Below are 18,137 nucleotides of genomic sequence, written 5' to 3'. Positions count from 1 at the left end.
GTCAGATGGATTGTTCGGCTTCGCTGCGCACCACGTCCAGGCCGCAGGCGGACATCAGCCGGGCCAGCGTGCGAATCTCTTCGGGGCGGGGGCGCGGCATGGGCGCGCGCATCAGGGGCGAATCGATCAGGCCGCGCAGCCAGGTGGCGATCTTGTAGCGCACGTGCAGTCGGCCCGGCTCCGAATACACGTATTCGTGCAGCTGCGCCATGCCGCCGTTCCAGATCTCGCGCGCGGCCTTCAGATCGAGGCGCTCGAAGGCCTCGATGTGCGCCAGCATGGGCTCCATCGCGTAGTTGAAGGAGCCGCTGATGGCGCCGTCGAACTGCCAGCCGGAGGCCAGGTAGTCGTGGAAGAGGTGGGCGCTGGACGGCAGGACCGCCACGTTGGGCAGGTGCTCACGCAGCGCGCGGGCGATCACCCGGGCGCCCTGGGGCGAATAGGTCATCTTCCAGCCCATCACATTGGGCACGGCGCGGCAGATCGCCAGCGTGGCCTCCAGCGGCAGGCCCAGCCCCCACTGCGGTGTGGCGTTGGAGATCGGGTGCGCGAAGATGGGCAGGTCCACCGCCTCCTGCTGCAGGCGGATCTGGTCCAGCCACACCTCGGGGTAGCGGGCCGCGTCCCAGGCCACCGACACGTCCATGGAACCGGCGGGCGGGATGACGAAGATGCCGTCCACGCCGAATTCCTTGGCGTCCTGCGCCGCCTGCACGGCGTCCTTGGTCGTCCAGCCGAAGGTGCCGGCCAGCACCGGCAGCCGGCCGCCGGCTTCCTCCATCACGATCTCCAGCACGCGGCGCTTCTCCTCGCGGCTCAGGTACGAGACCTCGCCCGCTTCGGGGTTCGCGATCAGGCCGCCGACCTGGGCGAAGCGGTGGTCCGCGTAGTAGCGCACCAGCCGGCGCAGCCCGGGCTCGTCGATCTCGTCGTCCTTCAACGGAAGGACCATGGCGGTGTAGAGGCGGTGGGACAGTTTTTTCCGGTCGTCGTCGGACATGGGCATGTGAGGTCTCCTGAGGGCATTGAAATGGCGGTGTCCACGCACGAGATCTCTTGCCCGACCCATGCCAAGAACGGTTCCGAGCGGGAATTACAGCCCCAGCCCGTCCCTGCATCAAGCGGAAGATTTTGAACAACTCATCAGGAAGATTGAACAATCCAGGAGGGGTCGGCCGTCCGGCGGCGGGCGGCCCGTTCCAGCCGCGCCCGCAACGCGAGGTCGTCCCACGGCATGGCCTCGAGGCAGTAGCGCCACTGCGCCTCGGGCACCGGTGCACCGGACTCCATGGCATCGCACAGGCGCAACACCGCCAACCTCCGATGGCGAAAGCGGATGCTGCGCTCCAGCAGCGCCATCAGGGCCTCCTGCGCGCGCTGTGGATTCGCCCCGGCGCACGCGGCCTGTTGCTTCATGGCCCGCACGGCCGCTCTGCTTCTGCTCATGCCGGCATTGTGGTTCCGCGTGCGCGTTTCAGGTGATCGCTCGAAGCGATCGCTATAGCACCGCGCTGACTTGTTGCGGACGGGGGGTCTTCCTACGATCCGCCCCACTCAACCAGCGCCTTTTTGCACATCACCATGAAAACCCAAGTCGCCATCGTCGGGGCAGGCCCGGCGGGCATGCTGCTTTCGGAAATCCTTCACCACCACGGCATCGACAGCGTCGTCGTGGAACGCCAGAGCCGCGACTACGTCCAGGCGCGCATCCGCGCCGGCGTGCTGGAGCAGACCACCGTGGACATGCTGCGCCAGTACGGCCTCTCGGCGCGCATGGACCAGGAAGGCCATGCGCACGACGGCATGAAGATCGTGTGGGCCGGCCGCAGCGAGTTCTTCATCGACGTGCACAAGCACGTGGGCAAGCGCTTCGTCGCCTACGGCCAGACCAGCATCCAGGAAGACCTGTTCGCGGCGGCCGACCGGCGCAACGCCCGCGTGATCTTCAACGCGGGCGAGGTCGCGCTGCACGGTGTCGACACCGATGCGCCCAGCGTCAGCCTGCAGCTCGATGGCCGCCGCGTCACCATCGAGTGCGACTACATCGCCGGCTGCGATGGCTTCCATGGCGTGTCCCGCCGCGCGATCCCGGCCGACGTGCTGAAGGAGTTCGAGAAGATCTACCCGTTCGGCTGGCTGGGCATCCTCACGCCGCAACCCCCGTTGCCGGACATCGTGTACGCCAACCACCCGCGCGGTTTCGCGCTCGCGTCCATGCGCAGCCCGACGCTGAGCCGCTACTACATCCAGGTGCCGCTGGACACCAACATCGAGGACTGGCCGGACGCGCGCTTCTGGTCCGAACTCAAGGCGCGTTTTCCGGCCAGCATGGCCGCCTCGATCGTGGAGGGGCCTTCGATCGAGAAGTCCATCGCGCCGCTGCGCAGCTACGTGGCCGAGCCCATGAGTTACGGCCGGCTCTTCCTCGCCGGCGACGCGGCGCACATCGTGCCGCCCACGGGCGCCAAGGGCCTCAACCTCGCCTTCTCGGACGTGCACTACCTGAGCCGCGCGCTCGATCACCGCTACCGCACCGGCAGCCCGGACCTGCTGGCTAGCTACAGCGAGACGGCGCTGCGGCGCGTGTGGCACTCCGTGCGCACCTCCTGGTACCTGACCAACCTGCTGCACCGCTTCCCCTCCTCGACCGCCTTCGACCAGCGCGCGCAGGAGTACGAGCTGGATTTCCTGAAGTCCTCTCCCAGCGCGCAAGTGGCCCTTGCCGAACAGTACGCCGGCCTCCCTTTGGAACACACCTGATGACACCCCAGACACGCAACTACCACGACATCCCGGGCACCTACGTGTTCGACGGCACCCATCAGCGCATGGGCTACGGGCTCAACATGTTCTGCAAATCGCTGGACATCGCGGACCACCGCGACGCCTTCCGCGCCGACCCGCAGGGCTGCCTGGCCCGCTACCCGATGACAGAGGCCCAGCGCGAGGCCGTGCTCCAGCGCGACTGGCTGGCCCTGCTGCGCCTGGGCGGCAACATCTACTACACCTTCAAGCTGGCCATCTTCGACGGCCTGAGCATGCAGCACGTCGGGGCCGCCATGTCGGCCACGCCGACGACGGTCGAGGACTTCCGGCGAATGATGGTGGGCGGCGGCCGCGCGGTCGCGGGCCTTCGCAGCCGGCAACAGAACCGGGAGGCGGCCCATGGCTAAGGTGATTGGTGGCGTGGGCACCTCGCACGTGCCCGCGATCGGCGCCGCGGTCGATGGCGGCAAGACGCAGGAGCCGTACTGGAAGCCGGTGTTCGACGGCATGCAGGCGGCCAGGGACTGGATCGCGCGCGCGAAGCCGGACGTCTGCATCGTCGTCTACAACGACCACGCGTCCTGCTTTTCCCTGGCGCTCACGCCCACGTTCGCGCTGGGGGTGGCCGAGCGCTACCAGCCGCACGACGAGGGCTACGGCCCCCGTCCGGTGCCGGTGGTCCAGGGTGCGCCCGAACTGTCCTGGCACCTGGCCGAATCGCTGATCCTGGACGAGTTCGACATCACGGTGGTTTCCGAAATGACGGTGGACCACGGCCTGACGGTGCCGCTCTCCGTGCTGTTCGGCCAGCCGACGTCCTGGCCCTGCCAGGTGATCCCGCTGTGCGTGAACGTCATCCAGTACCCGCCTCCCACGGGCCGGCGCTGCCTGAAGCTGGGCCAGGCGATCCGCAAAGCCATCGAGGCCTACCCCGCCGACGTGCGCGTGGCCGTGATCGGCACCGGCGGCCTCTCGCACCAGCTGCAGGGCGAACGGGCCGGCCTGATCAACGCCGAATTCGACAACGCCTGGCTGGACGATTTTGTCGCCGCGCCCGAGCAGGTCGCTCAAAAGGACCACCTCGAACTCCTGCGCGAAGCCGGCTCGGAAGGCCTGGAGTGCGTGATGTGGCTCGTCATGCGCGGGGCCCTGCAAGCCGAGGTCGACGTGGTGCACCGCTTCTATCACGTCCCGGCGTCGAACACGGCCTACGGGCTGCTCGTGCTCGAGGACGTGGACCCCCCGCTTCACACCACCACCTGACGATCCGGCCACGCATCGGATCGCGCCCCCTCACCCCACCAGGAGACAACATGACAACGACATCCCCACGGCCACACCGCTCTCGACTCTCGACCTGGATCGGCCGCCTGGCGGTCTGCGCCGCGCTGCTCCCGGGCGCCCATGCCGCCAGCGCCAACACGCCCGCCGACTGGCCAAGCAAACCGATCCGCCTGATCGTCGGCTTTCCGCCCGGCAGTTCCCCGGATGTGATCGCGCGGGCCCTGGTGCCGGGGCTGACGGAGGCGCTGCGCCAACCCGTGGTGGTGGAGAACAAATCGGGCGTGACCGGCATGATCGCCGCCGAGGCCGTCGCGCGCGCGCCCAACGACGGCTACACCTTCCTGGTGACGTCCGGCAGCGCGATGTCGATTTCCGTGCACACCCTGCCGCGCCTGCCGATCCAGCCGGACAAGGACCTGATGCCGGTGGCCGCGGCGGCCCGGATCGAACTGTTCCTGGTGTCGGATGCGCGCCTGGGCTTCAACGACTTCCAGGGCTTCCTGGCCTACGCCAAGGCCCACCCCGGCAAGCTGTCCTACGCGACCCCGGGCAACGGCAGCGCGCCGCACGTGGCGGCCGAGATGCTCAAGGAGCAGGCCGGCATCCGGGCCGAGCACGTGCCCTACCGGGGCTCGTCGCCCGCGCTGCAGGACCTGCTGGGCGGTGTCGTGCAGTTCGCCTTCGACCCCGGCATCGCGCTCGAACACATCCGCGCGGGCCGGCTTCACCTGCTGGCGGTCGGCACCACCAAACGCTCACCGCTGTTCCCGGCCACGCCCACCATCCAGGAGCAGGGCCTGGCGGGCTTCGACGCGGGCACCACGCACGGCGTCTACGCCCCCGCCGGCACCTCCGCGGCGATCGTGGCCCGGATGAACGCCGAGATCAACAAGCTGCTGGCCTCGGCAGCGGTGGCGCAACAGATCCGCGCCCTGGGCGCGGAAGCCACGCCCATGACCCCCGCGGACTTCGGGGCGCAGATCCGGCGCGACAGCGAGCGCTACGGCGCCATCGTCAAAGCCCGCGGCATCAAAGAGTAAACCGCCATGCGCCTCTTCTCCCATGACGAACGGCCCGTGCACCTGGGCGCCTACCCCAGCGAGCGGCTGAGCCGCCGGGCCGCCGCGCCCGACCTGGACCACATTCGCGAGACCGGCGTGCTGCGCCCACCGCGCGAACCCGGGCCCCGTTCCACGCTCGCGTCCTCCATCAGCCGCTTCATGTGCGCGCTCGACCAGGTGCGCGAAGGCGACCGCAACCCGACCGAGGCGGAGATCCCCTCGAGCCCGCGCGAGCGGGCCGAACACCTCAAGTCCGCCGCCTACTTTCTGGACACCTCGATCGCGGGCGTGTGCCGTCTGGATGCCGGTGATCTGCTGGCGCAACCGGTGGAACACCCGGACTTCCGCACCGCGACCTACGAGCAGTCGGAAACCAAGCTGCGGCTGCGCTTCAACCCCAACGCCGTGCTGCGCCAGATGAAGCGTTCGATGGCCTTGTGCGAGTCGGGCATCGAGCACCACACGCACGCGCTGGTCCTGATGGTCGAGCACCCCCGCGACCCCTCGAAGGACGAGCCCGGTTCGGACTGGATCGTCGGCATGCAGGCCTGGCGCGCCGCGCTGCGCGCGGCCGAGACGGCGGCGGTCCTGGCCAACTACCTGCGCATCCTCGGCTACGAAGCACGCAGCCACACCGCCACCACCACCAACGTGAACCTCCTGCGCCTGGCGGTGTCCAGCGGGTTGGCGCGGCGGGAAGGCGACACCGTCGTCAACCCCTTCATCGGCGACCGTTTCGGCCTGGCCGTGGTCACCACCAACCTGGCGCTCGAGCCCGACCAGGCCCTGGCGCCACCCTCGCTCGCCGAACGCTTCCATGCCCAGGGCCCGAGCTGGTGGATCGGCTCGGCGAGCCCGAAGAACGCCTCCAATGCGATCGACTTCCAGGGCCGCCACTACCGGGACAGCCGCTACCCGGTCGAGACGCTCAAGCGGGTCGACGAGACCACCACCTACATCGACGAAGCCCGCATCCCGCGCGTGCCCAAGAGCAGCGAGTTCTTCCTGCGGGCCGCGTTCGGCGACCTCGGCAAGACCACGCAGGACATGTCCAAGGACGGTTATTCGGTCGCCAAGGCGCCCCTGGCCGCGGCGCTGCGCCTGGCGCTGAACGTGTACTCGGTGCTGCAGCGGGGCGAGCCGGCGGCCGAGCAGGCCCCCTACAGCGATCCGGCGCACAACGCGGACCTGGTGAAGGCGACGCTGCACTTCCTCGGCGCGGACCTGGCGGGCATTTCCCGCGCGCCGGCGTGGGTCTGGTACTCGCACCGGCAGGACGGCACCGAAATGCCGGTGGCCCACCCCTTCGCGGCCACCGTGATGATCGACCAGGGCTACGAAACCATGGAAGGCGCCTCGGGCGACGACTGGATCTCCAGCGCCCAATCGATGCGCACCTACATGCGCGCGGGCCTGGTGTGCGGGGTCCTCGGCGACCACCTGCGCAACCTCGGCTTCAGCGCCACGGCCCATTCGGCGGCCGACAGCGACGTCATCCAGACCCCGCTGGTGCTGCTGGCCGGCCTGGGCGAGGTCAGCCGGATCGGCGAGACGATCCTCAACCCGTTCCTGGGCCCGCGCAGCAAGACCGGCGTCATGACCACGGACTTTCCGGTCCAGCCCGACAAACCCATCGACTTCGGCCTGCAGAACTTCTGCGACTCCTGCAACAAGTGCGCGCGCGAGTGCCCATCGGGCGCGATCTCGGCGGGTCCGAAGGTGATGTTCAACGGCTACGAGATCTGGAAAGCCGACGTCGAGAAATGCACGCGCTACCGGATGACCAACCTGGGCGGCGCCATGTGCGGCCGCTGCATGAAGGCCTGCCCCTGGAACCTGCCCGGGCTGGTGCAGGAGAAACCCTTCCGGTGGGCGGCCATCCACATGCCGGTCGCGGCCCAATGGCTCGCGCGGCTGGACGATGCCCTCGGACGGGGTGGCATCAACGCCAGGAAAAAGTGGTGGTGGGACATCACGAACGATGGCACCGGCCGGATCGTGCAGGCCCAGGAGGTCAACACGCGCGGCCTGAACAAGCACATCCGGTTGAAGCACGAAGACCAGACGCTGGCGGCCTACCCCGCGCCGCTGGCCCCCCTGCCCCTGCCGATGCCCAGTCCCCTGGACCGCGAGGCCGGCATCGAGGCGTACCGGCAGCTGCTCAGCCCCCAGCAACACCAGCAGCGCATCAAGGACGGCGACACCGACAACCTCGTTCCGCCCCTGCGCCCGCTGGTCGAGGCGCCGCCCGTGATCGTCGCGCGCATCGGCCGCCGCTGGCAGAGCTCGGCCGACGGCAAGATCGACCTGTTCGAGATCGTGTCGAAAGACGGCCAACCGCTGCCCGCCTGGGCGGCCGGCGCCCATGTCGACGTCACCGTCACGCCGGAGTACATCCGGCAGTTCAGCCTGGCGGGCAACCCCGCCGAGCGCGGGCACTACCTGCTGGGCATCCTGCGCGAGGACCAGGGCCGGGGGGGCTCGCTCAAGATCCACCAGATGCTGCGGCAGGACACGCCGGTGGTGATCTCGCGGCCGCGCAACCACTTCCCCATCGTGCCCTCGGCCCGGCGGCACGTGCTCATGGCCGGCGGCATCGGCGTCACCCCGCTGATCGCGATGGCGCACGAGCTGCACGCGATGGGCGCCGACTTCGACCTCTACTACAAGTCCAGGACACGGGCCCAGGCCGCGTTCATTCCGGAACTCGAGGCCATGCCCTGGGCCAGCCGGGTGCACTTCCACTTCAGCGACGAACGCCGGCTCGACATCGCGGACGTCCTGCGCGATCCGGTGCCGGACAGCCACCTGTACACCTGCGGCCCCTCGGCCTTCATGGACGCGGTGTTCGACACCGCCAGCGGGTTCGGCTGGCCCGAGGAGAGCCTGCACCGGGAGTACTTCTCGGTCCCCGAGGCCCCCGCGCGCGAGCGCCACCCCTTCGTGCTGCGCCTGGCGCGCTCCGCCAGGACCATTCCCGTGGCCGCCGAGCAATCGGCGGTCCAGGCGCTCGCCGCCTGCGGGCTGCAGGTGGACGTCAAGTGCAGCGACGGCCTGTGCGGTGTGTGCGCCGTTCCCTACATCGAAGGCGAGGTGGACCACCGCGACTTCGTGCTGAGCAAGGAACAGCGGAAAACCAGGATGGTGCTGTGCTGCTCCCGCGCCGCCGAGGCGGATGCGGAGGTCGTGCTGGATCTGTAACCGGCGGCGCCGCGAGGCACTGCCATCCGCGCTCGCCCCGAGCGCTTCCCACGGAAGGAGACAACATGAAGAAGAAGAGTGTGATCGGCGCGTGCCTGCTCGCGCCGCCCCTCGCGTTCGCCCAGGCCCCGGGCGGCACATCGTCGGTCCAGCTGTATGGGCGCCTGGACGCGTCCGTCAACGCCGTGCGCATGTCCGGCACGGCCGTGACGCCCGCCCGCCGCCACACGCTGCTGTCCAGCGACACCTCGCGCTGGGGCGTGCGCGGCACGGAGGACCTGGGCGGTGGGCATCAGGCCTTCTTCAAGCTGGAGCAGGGCTTCAACGCCGACACCGGCACCTTGTCCAGCCCCACGCAGGCCTTCAACCGCGAAACCGTGGTGGGCCTGCGCCACGCCACGCTGGGCAGCCTCGCCCTGGGCAGCCAGTTCACGCCCAGCATCGCGATGTCGCTGCGCATCGACCCGTTCCAGCGCTCGAGCATGGGTGCCATGCAGACGCTGTTCCAGCGCGGGGGTGCGGCGGGCAACCTGGGCTATCCGGTTCAATACAACAACGCGATCCAGTACACCTCGCCCACCGTCGGCGGCTTCGTGGGCCGCGTGATGGTGGCGACCAACGAGGGCGCCTCACCGTTTGGCCATCCCGCCAGCTATGCCCTGGAATACGCCCAGGGCGCGCTGTACGTCGGCGCCGTCTACGACCGCCTGAACACCACCGGCGCCTCGGCGGGCCAGCCCGGGCGGACCTCGGTCTCCACCGACACGGTCAGCCTGGGCGCGAGCTACGACTTCCGGGTGGCGAAGCTGTACGGCTATCTCACCAAATCCGATGTCGATGGCTCGTTCGGCATGCGCGGCGGCTCCGTCGGCGTCAAGGTGCCGGTGGGGCCGGGCGAAATCAACGCCACCTACCAGGTGCGCAACGTCGACGACGCCGCCGGCTCGGACGCGCGCCTGTGGGCGGTGCAGTACCTGCAACCCCTGTCCCGGCGCACCTCGGTGTACGTGAGCATCGCCCACCAGCGCAACGACGGCGCGGCCGCGTTCGGCCTGTGGCCCAGCCGCGCCGACGCGGGCGGCAGCCCGGCCGCGGGCGCGGACGTCCGAGGGGTCCAGATCGGCATGCGCCACGTCTTCTGACCCGGGCGGAAAGGCTCAGGGCCTGACCCCCAGGGCCAGCGCGCGCGCGCACGAGCGGCACATGGCGACGAAGGCCTGGGCCGCTGGCGAGAGCGGGGGCTCGCGGCGGTAGACCACGCTGTTGACATAGCGCGGCACGGCCTCCCGCAGCTTGAGGGTCGCGAGCCCGTCGCCCATGAGACCGCGGTCGATCATCACGGCCGGGATGACGGCCATCCAGTCCGTGCCGCGCACCAGGGCCGCCAGCTGGGTCAGGGACTCGCACGTGGCCGCGATGAGGGGCGCCGGCAATCCGTGCTCGATGTGGTACTGCGTCACCGTGCCACCCGGGCCGCCCGGCGAGCCCAGCAGCACCCATTCGGTCTCGAGCAGCTCGCGGATGGAATCGGCGCCCGCCAGCGGGTGGTCTTCCCGGGCGATCACGGCCAGATCGCTGCGGAACAGCTCCACGCTCGTCAGGTTGGGTGACACGCCTTCGCCAGGCACCGCCGTGATCGCGAGTTCCACTTTGCCCTGTTGCAAGGCGGACTCCAGGTGCTCGTACACCCCGCTGGTCAGGTTCAGCCGCACGTCGGGAAAACGCTTGTGGAAGTCCGGCACCACGTGGTGCAACAGGGTCGCGGTCGGCGTGGGGCCCAGGCCAATGCTGAGGTGACCGCCGCTCTTGCCACGCAGGCGATCGGCGTCGCTGAGGATCTGGCGCGACTCGCGATCGACGATCTGCGCGCGCTCGTAGATCTGCCGGCCTTCCGCCGTCAAGGTGATCCCATGGGTCGATCGCACGATCAGCCTCAGCTTCAGCTCGTTTTCAAGCGCCTGGATGCTGGTGGTCAAGCCCGCCTGGGACACATCGAGCTCTCGCGCGGCTCTGCGAAAGCTGCCAAACTCGACAATGGCCAGGAAGGTTCGCAGCTGCTGAAGTGTCATGTCGTGATCGCCGCAGGAAGCGGCGTTGAAATTATCGGGGACAAGCGCAGGCGGCGGCGCTCGAGATTTCCCGCATGCCACCGCGCCCGCGCGGCCATTCGACTGCTGTTAAGGTTCCGCCTTTCCCCCCCCCGCCTTCACCGCTTCAGGAGACTTCCTTGACGTACCCCAACACCCAACTCTTCATCCAAGGCCAATGGCGCGATGCCCAAGCGGGCGAGACGCTGGCCGTGTTCAACCCGGCGACCGGCAAGGAAATCGGGCGCGTGGCGCACGCGCGCCAGGCCGATCTGGACCTGGCCCTGGCCGCCGCGCAGAAGGGCTTCGAAACCTGGCGCGACACGCCGGCCATCGAGCGCGCCAAGGTGATGCGCGCGGCCGCCGGCCTGATGCGCGAGCGCGCCGGCGCCATCGCCCGCCTGCTCACGCAGGAGCAGGGCAAGCCGCTGGCCGAGGCCAAGGGCGAGGCCATGGCCTCCGCCGACATCCTCGAATGGTTCGCCGACGAAGGCCTGCGCGTCTACGGCCGCATCGTGCCCTCGCGCGGCAACCTGGCGATGCGCCAGATGGTGCTCAAGGACCCGGTGGGCCCCGTGGCCGCCTTCACGCCCTGGAACTTCCCCATCAACCAGGTCGTGCGCAAACTCGCGGCGGCGCTGGCCACGGGCTGCTCCATGATCATCAAGGCGCCCGAAGAAACCCCGGCCGCACCGGCCGAGCTGGTGCGCGCCTTTGCCGACGCCGGCCTGCCCGCGGGCGTGCTCGGCCTGGTCTACGGCACGCCGTCCGAGATCTCCAGCTACCTGATCGCGCACCCGGTCATCCGCAAGATCACCTTCACCGGCTCCACGCCGGTGGGCAAACAACTCGCGGCCATGGCCGGCCAGCACATGAAGCGCGTCACCATGGAGCTGGGCGGGCACGCGCCGGTGATCGTGGCGGAAGACGCCGACGTGGCCCTGGCCGTGAAGACCGCCGGCGGCGCCAAGTTCCGCAACGCGGGCCAGGTCTGCATCTCGCCCACGCGTTTCCTGGTGCACGAGAGCATCGCCAAGGAGTTCTCGGCCGCGCTGGTCAAGCACGCGGCCGGTCTCGCGGTGGGCGACGGCACGGCCGACGGCACGCAGATGGGCCCGCTGGCCAACCCGCGCCGTGTCACGGCCATGGCCGAGTTCACCAAGGACGCCGTGGAACGCGGCGCCACGCTGGCCACCGGTGGCGAGCGCATCGGCGACGAAGGCAATTTCTGGCGGCCCACCATCCTCACCGACGTGCCGCTGGAGGCCCGCGTGTTCAACGACGAGCCCTTCGGCCCCATGGCCGCCGTGCGCAGCTTCAACACCCTGGACGAAGCCATCGCCGAAGCCAACCGCCTGCCCTACGGCCTGGCCGGTTACGCCTTCACGCGCTCGCTGAAAAACGCCGACCTGCTCGCGCGCCGGGTGGAAGTGGGCATGCTGTGGGTCAACATGCCCGCGATGCCCTCGGCGGAAATGCCGTTCGGCGGCATCAAGGATTCGGGCTACGGCTCCGAAGGCGGTCCGGAGGCCATGGAGGCCTACCTGAACTCGCGCGCCGTGGCGATCATGAACGTCTGATCGCTCGATGCGAAGGCCTAGGAACCCGGGTTCCTGGGCCTGGCCACCGGCGCCAGCAACTGATGCGCCCGCAGGCCGAACACGTGGGCAATGCGCTCCACGTTGTCCAGTGAAATGTTGCGCGCCTGCCGTTCCACGTGGCCGATGAACGTGCGGTGCAACCCGGCCTCATGGGCCAGGTCTTCCTGGGACCAGCCCCGCTCGGCGCGCAGCCGGATCATGTTCAGGGCCAGGGCCTCTCGGGCCGAAATGAGGGTTGGCGGAGCGCTGGCCGATGAACGAGACATCGCTCAAGTCTCTGGCTGTGACGTGTTTGAGTCAGCCTCCTTTAAGTCACATTATGATGCGCATACCGCAATGTCAGTCGCTGCACGCGAATTCCAGAAGAACTCGCGTGCAGCCGCAAGGAGATGTGTATGGGCTTTTTTTCAGGAGCGCCGGAAGTGTTCCGAAGGCGCAAGGTCGAAGCGGCCATTCAAACGCAGTTTGAACTGTGCCGCAACATGGGTGTCTCTCTGGGTCGCCCAGCGACCCTGGCCCGGCAGGTCGTTGAACTCGCATTCAACGACCTGCCGGGATTGTCCGATGGGCGCCTCCAGGGCTGGGCCCTGACGACCACTGTGCTGGTCATGGCGTTCATGCGCAAGGAATCGCCTCAGGCAATGCGCATTCTCTGCGCCGTGGCATTGACCAGGATGTTGCTGGCGGCGAGCGATGAGGGCTCGCTGTGCGCCCTCTCCCTGGAAGAGGAAGCGCTGCTGCAAACTGCCCAGGAACTGATCCTGCAGTTCAACGCACAGCAGCGGATCTCGTCAGACCTGTGATGGGGCTTGGTGCCCCGCCAACCTCACTTGTTCGGGCCGATGCGGTGCGTGAAGGCCACCACCAGCGCGGTCACGAAGAAGAAGGCCTGCAGTTCCAGGCGCCAGCCGCCGGTGTTGGTGAGATCGAACCAGTGGCCCATGTGCGCCAGGCCCACGGCGAAGGCCATGTTGATCGCGATGACCAGGGCCGCCGGCACCACCCACACGCCCGCGAGCAGGAACAGCGGCGCCACGAACTCGCCCAGGTACACGCCATAGGCGAGGAAGCCGGGCAGGCCCTTGGCGACCAGCATGCCTTCGATGCCGCCCACGCCGCCGGTGATCTTGGCCCAGCCGTGCAGCACCATCAGGAGCGCGAGCGTCCAGCGCAACAGGATGACGCCGAGCCGGGGGTGGTTGAAGAGGTTGTTGAGCAGGTTCATGGTGAAAAGGTTTTAAGAAGCCAACATCAAAAAGGGGATGTACGGAAGGCAGAGCCGCCGCCGCATGAGGAGGTTCCCGGCGCGCCGCCATGGCGCCCCGTGACAGGGTCGGTGACCTACTGCTGCTTCCAGTGTCGGTACCCGCGCCATCCCCACACCGCCACGCACCCGGCGCCCAGCACCAGCGCCAGCCAGCCCAGGCCCGCCGAGCCCGCGACGATGTCCCGCAGCGCCGGCGACTGGAGGCGGTGGGGTGCGATCAGCACGATCAGGCCGATGGCGGCGAGCAACACGCCTTTCCAAAGCAGATCGTCGTTGGGCCGTGGGTTCTTCGACGTCATCGTTCTCCGTCCTCACAGGTTCGGCGCGAGCCAGCGCTGCAGCTCGTTGCGCGCCACGGCGCTGCGCTCGGCCAGGTCGTCCACCTGGTCGTCGCCGATCTTGCCGACGTTGAAGTAGGTGCTCTGCGGGTGGGCGAGGTAGAAGCCGCTCACGCTGGCCGCCGGGGTCATGGCCAGACTCTCGGTCAGGCCCATGCCGATGTCCTCGCACTGCAGCACGTCGAACATCGCGCGCTTGACGGAGTGGTCCGGGCAGGCGGGGTAGCCCGGCGCCGGGCGGATGCCCTGGTACTTTTCCTTGATCAGCTCTTCGTTGCTCAGCGCCTCGTCGGCCGCGTAGCCCCAGAGGTCGGTGCGCACGCGGTGGTGCATGCACTCGGCCAGCGCCTCGGCCATGCGGTCGGCCAGGGCCTTGAGCATGATGGCGGAGTAGTCGTCGAGGTCGTCGAGGAACTGCTTTTCCTTCTTCTCCACCCCCAGGCCGGCGGTCACGGCGAACATGCCCACGTAGTCGTTGGCCTCGCCCTGGGGCGCGACGAAATCGGCCAGGCAGCGGCTGGGGCGCATCACGCCGTCGATCTCGTGCTTCTCGGCCTGTTGGCGCAGGCCGTGCCAGGTCAACGCGACTTCGCGGCGGCTCTCGTCGGTGTAGAGCTCAATGTCGTCGTCGTGCACGCTGTTGGCCGGGTACAGGCCCACCACCGCGCTGGCGCTGAGCCAGCGGCCTTCAATGAGGCGCTGCAGCATGCGCTTGCCGTCGCTGAACACGCGCCGCGCTTCTTCGCCCACCACCTCGTCCTTCAGGATCTCGGGGAAGGGGCCGGCCAGGTCCCAGGTCTGGAAGAACGGGGCCCAGTCGATGTACTTGGCGATCTCGTGCAGGTCGAAGTTCTTGAACACGCGCTTGCCGATGAACTTGGGCTTCTGCGGCGTGTAGGCCTTCCAGTCGATCGGCGTCTTGTTCAGGCGCGCGCGCTCCAGCGGCCACAGCGGCACCTGCTTCTTGTTGGCATGCTGGTGGCGCACGCGCTCGTAGTCGGCGGTGACCTCGGCGATGTAGGCCGCGGCCTGGTCGGACAGCAGGCCCTGCGCCACGCTCACGCTGCGCGAGGCGTCGGGCACGTAGACCACCGGGCCGTCGTAGTGCGGCGCGATCTTCACCGCGGTGTGCACGCGGCTGGTGGTGGCGCCACCGATCAGCAGCGGGATGCCCCGGCCGCGGAAGTGTTCGTCCTTCTGCATCTCACCGGCCACGTACTGCATCTCTTCCAGGCTGGGCGTGATCAGGCCCGAGAGGCCCACGATGTCGGCGCCCTCGGCCTTGGCCATGGCCAGGATCTCGTGGCAGGGCACCATCACGCCCATGTTCACGACCTCGTAGTTGTTGCACTGGAGCACGACGGTGACGATGTTCTTGCCGATGTCGTGCACGTCGCCCTTGACGGTGGCGATCACGATCTTGCCCTTGGGCTTCACGTCGCCGCCGGCCGCCTGCAGGGCCAGTTTCTCGGCCTCGATGTAGGGCAGCAGGTGCGCCACGGCCTGCTTCATCACGCGCGCGCTCTTGACCACCTGCGGCAGGAACATCTTGCCCTGGCCGAACAGGTCGCCGACCACGTTCATGCCGTCCATCAGCGGGCCTTCGATCACGTTGAGCGGGCGGCCACCGCCGGCCTCGATCTCGCGCCACATCTCTTCGGTGTCTTCGGTGATGAAGTCGTTGATGCCGCGCACCAGCGCGTGGCTCAGCCGCTCGCGGATCGGCAGCGCGCGCCATTCGTTCTTCTTGCTGTCGTCCTTGGCCGAGCCTTTGGCACTCTCGGCCACCTCCACCAGGCGCTCGCCCGCATCGGGCCGGCGGTTGAGCACCACGTCTTCCACGCGCTCGCGCAGCTCGGGCTCGAGCTCGTCGTACACGCCCACCATGCCAGCGTTGACGATGCCCATGTCCATGCCGGCCTGGATCGCGTGGTACAGGAACACGGTGTGGATGGCCTCGCGCACCGGGTCGTTGCCGCGGAAGCTGAACGACACGTTGGACACGCCGCCGCTGACCTTGGCGCCCGGCAGGTGCTGCTTGATCCAGCGCGTGGCGTTGATGAAGTCCACCGCGTAGTTGTTGTGTTCCTCGATGCCGGTGGCGATGGCGAAGATGTTAGGGTCGAAGATGATGTCTTCGGGCGGGAAGCCCACCTCATCGACCAGCACGCGGTAGGCGCGTTCGCAGATCTCGACCTTGCGTTCGTAGGTGTCGGCCTGGCCCTTTTCGTCGAAGGCCATGACCACGGCGGCCGCGCCGTAGCGCTTGACCAGGCGCGCCTGGCGCTTGAACTCGTCCAGGCCTTCCTTCATGGAGATGGAGTTGACGACGCCCTTGCCCTGCACGCAGCGCAGGCCGGCCTCGATCACCTCCCATTTGGAGGAGTCCACCATCACCGGCACGCGCGCGATGTCGGGCTCGCCGGCGATCAGGTTGAGAAAACGCACCATCGCGGCCTTGCTGTCGAGCATGGCCTCGTCCATGTTGACGTCGATGATCTGGGCGCCGTTCTCCACCTGCTGACGCGCCACGGCCAGCGCGTCTTCGAAGCGCCCCTCGAGGATCATGCGGGCGAAGGCCTTGGAACCGGTGACGTTGGTGCGCTCGCCGACGTTGACGAACAGGCTGCCCGGCTCGATGCGCAGCGGCTCCAGGCCGGAGAGCAGCATGGGCGGCACGGGGGTGGACGACGACGACGGGGAAGCGGATTCGGAGGACATGAGGCTCACCAAGGCAGTTTGCGAAAAACAGACCGGTGAGCGCCGTTTGGGCCTGTTCGCGCCCACTCAAGCCTGACGCACGGTGGGGGCCGAAAAGCCCGCCGGCGCTGCAACGCTCCTTGAGAAGCGGCGATTTTAGCTCGCCAGGGAGGGCTTCGCCCGCCATTGGTGCGATGTTTGCTTGCCCCGCGCCCATGCCCTCCAGCCCCAGCGACCCCGACAGCCCCGCAACCGACTGGCACGCCCAGGAGCTGCTGCTCATGCGCGAGGTGATGAAGCTGGTGGGCCGCAGCCTGGCGCCGGCCTTCGTGCTGCGCGAGATGCTGCACCTGATGAGCGAATTGCTGGGCCTGAACCGGGGCCGCATGGTGCTGGCCGGCGAGGCCGCGCCGGGCGAAGAGCGCACGGCCTCGGTGCGCCACGCCTACGGCCTCACGGCCGAGGAGGTGCAGCGCGGCGTTTTCCGCTGGGGCGAGGGCATCACCGGGCGGGTGCTGGCCACGGGGCTGCCGGCCATCGTGCAGGACGTGGACGCCGAGCCGCTGTTCCTGTTCCGCACGGTGCCGCGCGATCGCCTGCCGCCGCAGACCGTGGCCTTCATCGCGCTGCCGATCGAGGTCAACGGCGCCACCATCGGCGTGCTGGCCTGCCACCGCATCCGCAGCCGCCAGCGCCACCTGAACGACGACCTGGCCGTGTTGCGCATCCTGGCCACGCTGGCCGGGCAGCTGCTGCGGCTGGAACAGCTGGTGGCCGAGCAGACGCGCCAGCTGCTGGCGCGCAACGCGGCCCTGGCCCGCGCGCTGGACAGCGCCAGCGCCCGCTACGGCCTGATCGGCCGCTCGCCCGCGCTGCTGCAGGCGCTGGGCGAGCTCGAGCGCGTGTCGCAGTCGCAGGCCACGGTGCTGCTGCTGGGCGAGTCGGGCACCGGCAAGGAGCTGTTCGCGCGCGCGGTGCACCTGGCCAGCGGCCGGCACGACCAGCCCTTCATCAAGGTCAACTGCTCGGCGATTCCCGAAACGCTGTTCGAGTCCGAGCTGTTCGGTTACGAGCGCGGCGCCTTCACCGGCGCGAACACCGCGCGCGCGGGCTGGTTCGAGCAGGCCCACGGCGGCACCATCTTCCTCGACGAGATCGGCGAGCTGCCGCTGGCCATGCAGTCCAAGCTGCTGCGCACGCTGCAGGAGGGCACGCTGGTTCGCCTGGGCGGCACGCGCGAACTCAAGGTGAACGTGCGCCTGGTGGCGGCCACCAACCGCGAGCTCGCGCGCGAGGTGCAGGCCGGGCGCTTCCGGCAGGACCTGTACTACCGCCTCAACGTGATCCCGATCCGCCTGCCCAGCCTGCGCGAACGCGGCGAGGACGTGCGCGCGCTGGCCCTGCACTTCGTGAACCGCGCCAACCAGGCGCACCAGCGCAACGTGAACCTCGCGCCCGACGCGCTAGCGCGGCTGGAGGCGCACGACTGGCCGGGCAACATCCGCGAGCTGGGCAACCTGATCGAGCGCCTGGTGCTGCTGGCCGACCACACCCTGGTGACGGCCGCCACGCTGGAGCGCTTCATGCCCCAGGCCCAGGGCGCGGCGGCCCCCACCGGGGAGACCGAACCGCTGGTGCGCGACTACCAGAGCGCGCAATCGCACAGCGCCCAGGCCCTGCGCGAGGCGCTGGCCCGGCACCAGGGCAACCAGTCGCGCGCGGCGCAAAGCCTGGGCCTCACCCTGCGCCAGTTCGCCTACAGGATGAAGAAGCTCCCCCCTGCGCCGCCTTCGGCGCCTTCCCCCCGAAGGGGGGACGACACCTGAGGCGCA

16 protein-coding genes and 1 riboswitch are annotated in these 18,137 nt (G+C 68.9%); of the genes, 9 read left to right on the top strand and 7 right to left on the bottom strand.

Translation table 11 applies throughout. The features are described 5' to 3' along the window. Position 1: 1 nt before the first annotated feature. Together AC1Q9M_RS16075 and AC1Q9M_RS16070 are read right to left on the bottom strand one after the other, a co-directional pair. On the bottom strand, positions 2-1,006 hold the full coding sequence (locus tag AC1Q9M_RS16075; RefSeq protein WP_382163372.1) for a dihydrodipicolinate synthase family protein: 1,005 nt from the start codon (positions 1,004-1,006) through the stop codon (positions 2-4). A gap of 137 nt (positions 1,007-1,143) precedes the next feature. Further along, positions 1,144-1,446, bottom strand: a complete 303-nt coding sequence (locus AC1Q9M_RS16070) for a hypothetical protein (protein ID WP_382163373.1) — start codon at positions 1,444-1,446, stop codon at positions 1,144-1,146. A 135-nt stretch (positions 1,447-1,581) separates the two neighbouring features. Between AC1Q9M_RS16070 and pobA the strand changes: the two genes are divergently transcribed. From pobA to AC1Q9M_RS16040, 6 genes are all read left to right on the top strand, one after another. Next, positions 1,582-2,760, top strand: a complete 1,179-nt coding sequence (gene pobA, locus AC1Q9M_RS16065; RefSeq protein WP_382322736.1) for a 4-hydroxybenzoate 3-monooxygenase — start codon at positions 1,582-1,584, stop codon at positions 2,758-2,760. Further along, the gene (gene ligA / locus AC1Q9M_RS16060) at positions 2,760-3,173 is read left to right on the top strand and encodes a protocatechuate 4,5-dioxygenase subunit alpha (RefSeq protein WP_492434589.1); all 414 of its coding nucleotides are present in this window, start codon (positions 2,760-2,762) and stop codon (positions 3,171-3,173) included. Before pobA ends, ligA begins: the two co-directional genes overlap by 1 nt. Beyond that, positions 3,166-4,029, top strand: coding sequence for a class III extradiol dioxygenase subunit beta (locus AC1Q9M_RS16055; RefSeq protein ID WP_382322735.1), 864 nt, complete (start codon positions 3,166-3,168; stop codon positions 4,027-4,029). The genes ligA and AC1Q9M_RS16055 overlap by 8 nt, the downstream gene beginning before the upstream one ends. 50 nt (positions 4,030-4,079) lie before the next feature. Continuing rightward, entirely contained in the window at positions 4,080-5,090 is a 1,011-nt protein-coding gene (locus AC1Q9M_RS16050; protein WP_382322734.1) for a Bug family tripartite tricarboxylate transporter substrate binding protein, read from the top strand. A 6-nt stretch (positions 5,091-5,096) separates the two neighbouring features. Beyond that, positions 5,097-8,312: a 4Fe-4S dicluster domain-containing protein gene (locus tag AC1Q9M_RS16045; RefSeq protein WP_492434588.1), complete on the top strand. Its 3,216-nt coding sequence runs from the start codon at positions 5,097-5,099 to the stop codon at positions 8,310-8,312. A gap of 65 nt (positions 8,313-8,377) precedes the next feature. Continuing rightward, positions 8,378-9,454: a porin gene (locus AC1Q9M_RS16040; protein WP_492434587.1), complete on the top strand. Its 1,077-nt coding sequence runs from the start codon at positions 8,378-8,380 to the stop codon at positions 9,452-9,454. 15 nt (positions 9,455-9,469) lie between these two features. Here AC1Q9M_RS16040 and AC1Q9M_RS16035 read toward each other — a convergent pair whose 3' ends face one another. After that, complete coding sequence (locus AC1Q9M_RS16035) at positions 9,470-10,381, bottom strand: LysR family transcriptional regulator (protein ID WP_382322731.1); 912 nt, start codon at positions 10,379-10,381, stop codon at positions 9,470-9,472. Between the two features lie 158 nt (positions 10,382-10,539). Here AC1Q9M_RS16035 and AC1Q9M_RS16030 point away from each other — a divergent pair, with 158 nt between their 5' ends. Beyond that, the gene (locus AC1Q9M_RS16030; protein WP_492434586.1) at positions 10,540-11,979 is read left to right on the top strand and encodes an NAD-dependent succinate-semialdehyde dehydrogenase; all 1,440 of its coding nucleotides are present in this window, start codon (positions 10,540-10,542) and stop codon (positions 11,977-11,979) included. 17 nt (positions 11,980-11,996) lie between these two features. Here AC1Q9M_RS16030 and AC1Q9M_RS16025 read toward each other — a convergent pair whose 3' ends face one another. Then, positions 11,997-12,200 carry a helix-turn-helix transcriptional regulator gene (locus tag AC1Q9M_RS16025; RefSeq protein ID WP_492434585.1) on the bottom strand — a complete coding sequence of 68 codons (204 nt, stop codon included), beginning with the start codon at positions 12,198-12,200 and terminating at the stop codon, positions 11,997-11,999. Between the two features lie 195 nt (positions 12,201-12,395). On the opposite strand from AC1Q9M_RS16025, the gene AC1Q9M_RS16020 reads away from it, so the two are divergent. After that, positions 12,396-12,803: a hypothetical protein gene (locus AC1Q9M_RS16020; RefSeq protein ID WP_492434584.1), complete on the top strand. Its 408-nt coding sequence runs from the start codon at positions 12,396-12,398 to the stop codon at positions 12,801-12,803. 23 nt (positions 12,804-12,826) lie between these two features. On the opposite strand, the gene AC1Q9M_RS16015 is transcribed toward AC1Q9M_RS16020, so the two are convergent. The 3 genes from AC1Q9M_RS16015 to metH form a co-directional block, all read right to left on the bottom strand. After that, positions 12,827-13,225 (bottom strand): DoxX family protein, encoded by a 399-nt coding sequence (locus AC1Q9M_RS16015; protein ID WP_291120091.1) that lies wholly within the window; start codon positions 13,223-13,225, stop codon positions 12,827-12,829. A 116-nt stretch (positions 13,226-13,341) separates the two neighbouring features. Beyond that, positions 13,342-13,566 (bottom strand): hypothetical protein, encoded by a 225-nt coding sequence (locus AC1Q9M_RS16010; RefSeq protein WP_492434583.1) that lies wholly within the window; start codon positions 13,564-13,566, stop codon positions 13,342-13,344. 12 nt (positions 13,567-13,578) lie between these two features. Then, positions 13,579-16,326 carry a methionine synthase gene (metH, locus tag AC1Q9M_RS16005; RefSeq protein ID WP_444687857.1) on the bottom strand — a complete coding sequence of 916 codons (2,748 nt, stop codon included), beginning with the start codon at positions 16,324-16,326 and terminating at the stop codon, positions 13,579-13,581. Positions 16,327-16,356: 30 nt separating this feature from the next. Continuing rightward, a riboswitch (S-adenosyl-L-homocysteine riboswitch) is annotated at positions 16,357-16,453 on the bottom strand. Between the two features lie 67 nt (positions 16,454-16,520). Between metH and AC1Q9M_RS16000 the strand changes: the two genes are divergently transcribed. Then, complete coding sequence (locus tag AC1Q9M_RS16000; protein WP_444687856.1) at positions 16,521-18,131, top strand: sigma-54 interaction domain-containing protein; 1,611 nt, start codon at positions 16,521-16,523, stop codon at positions 18,129-18,131. Positions 18,132-18,137 lie beyond the last annotated feature (6 nt).

The organism is Hydrogenophaga sp. GW823-FHT04C09, from assembly GCF_058796355.1.
This window is presented reverse-complemented; position numbering and strand designations above follow the sequence as displayed.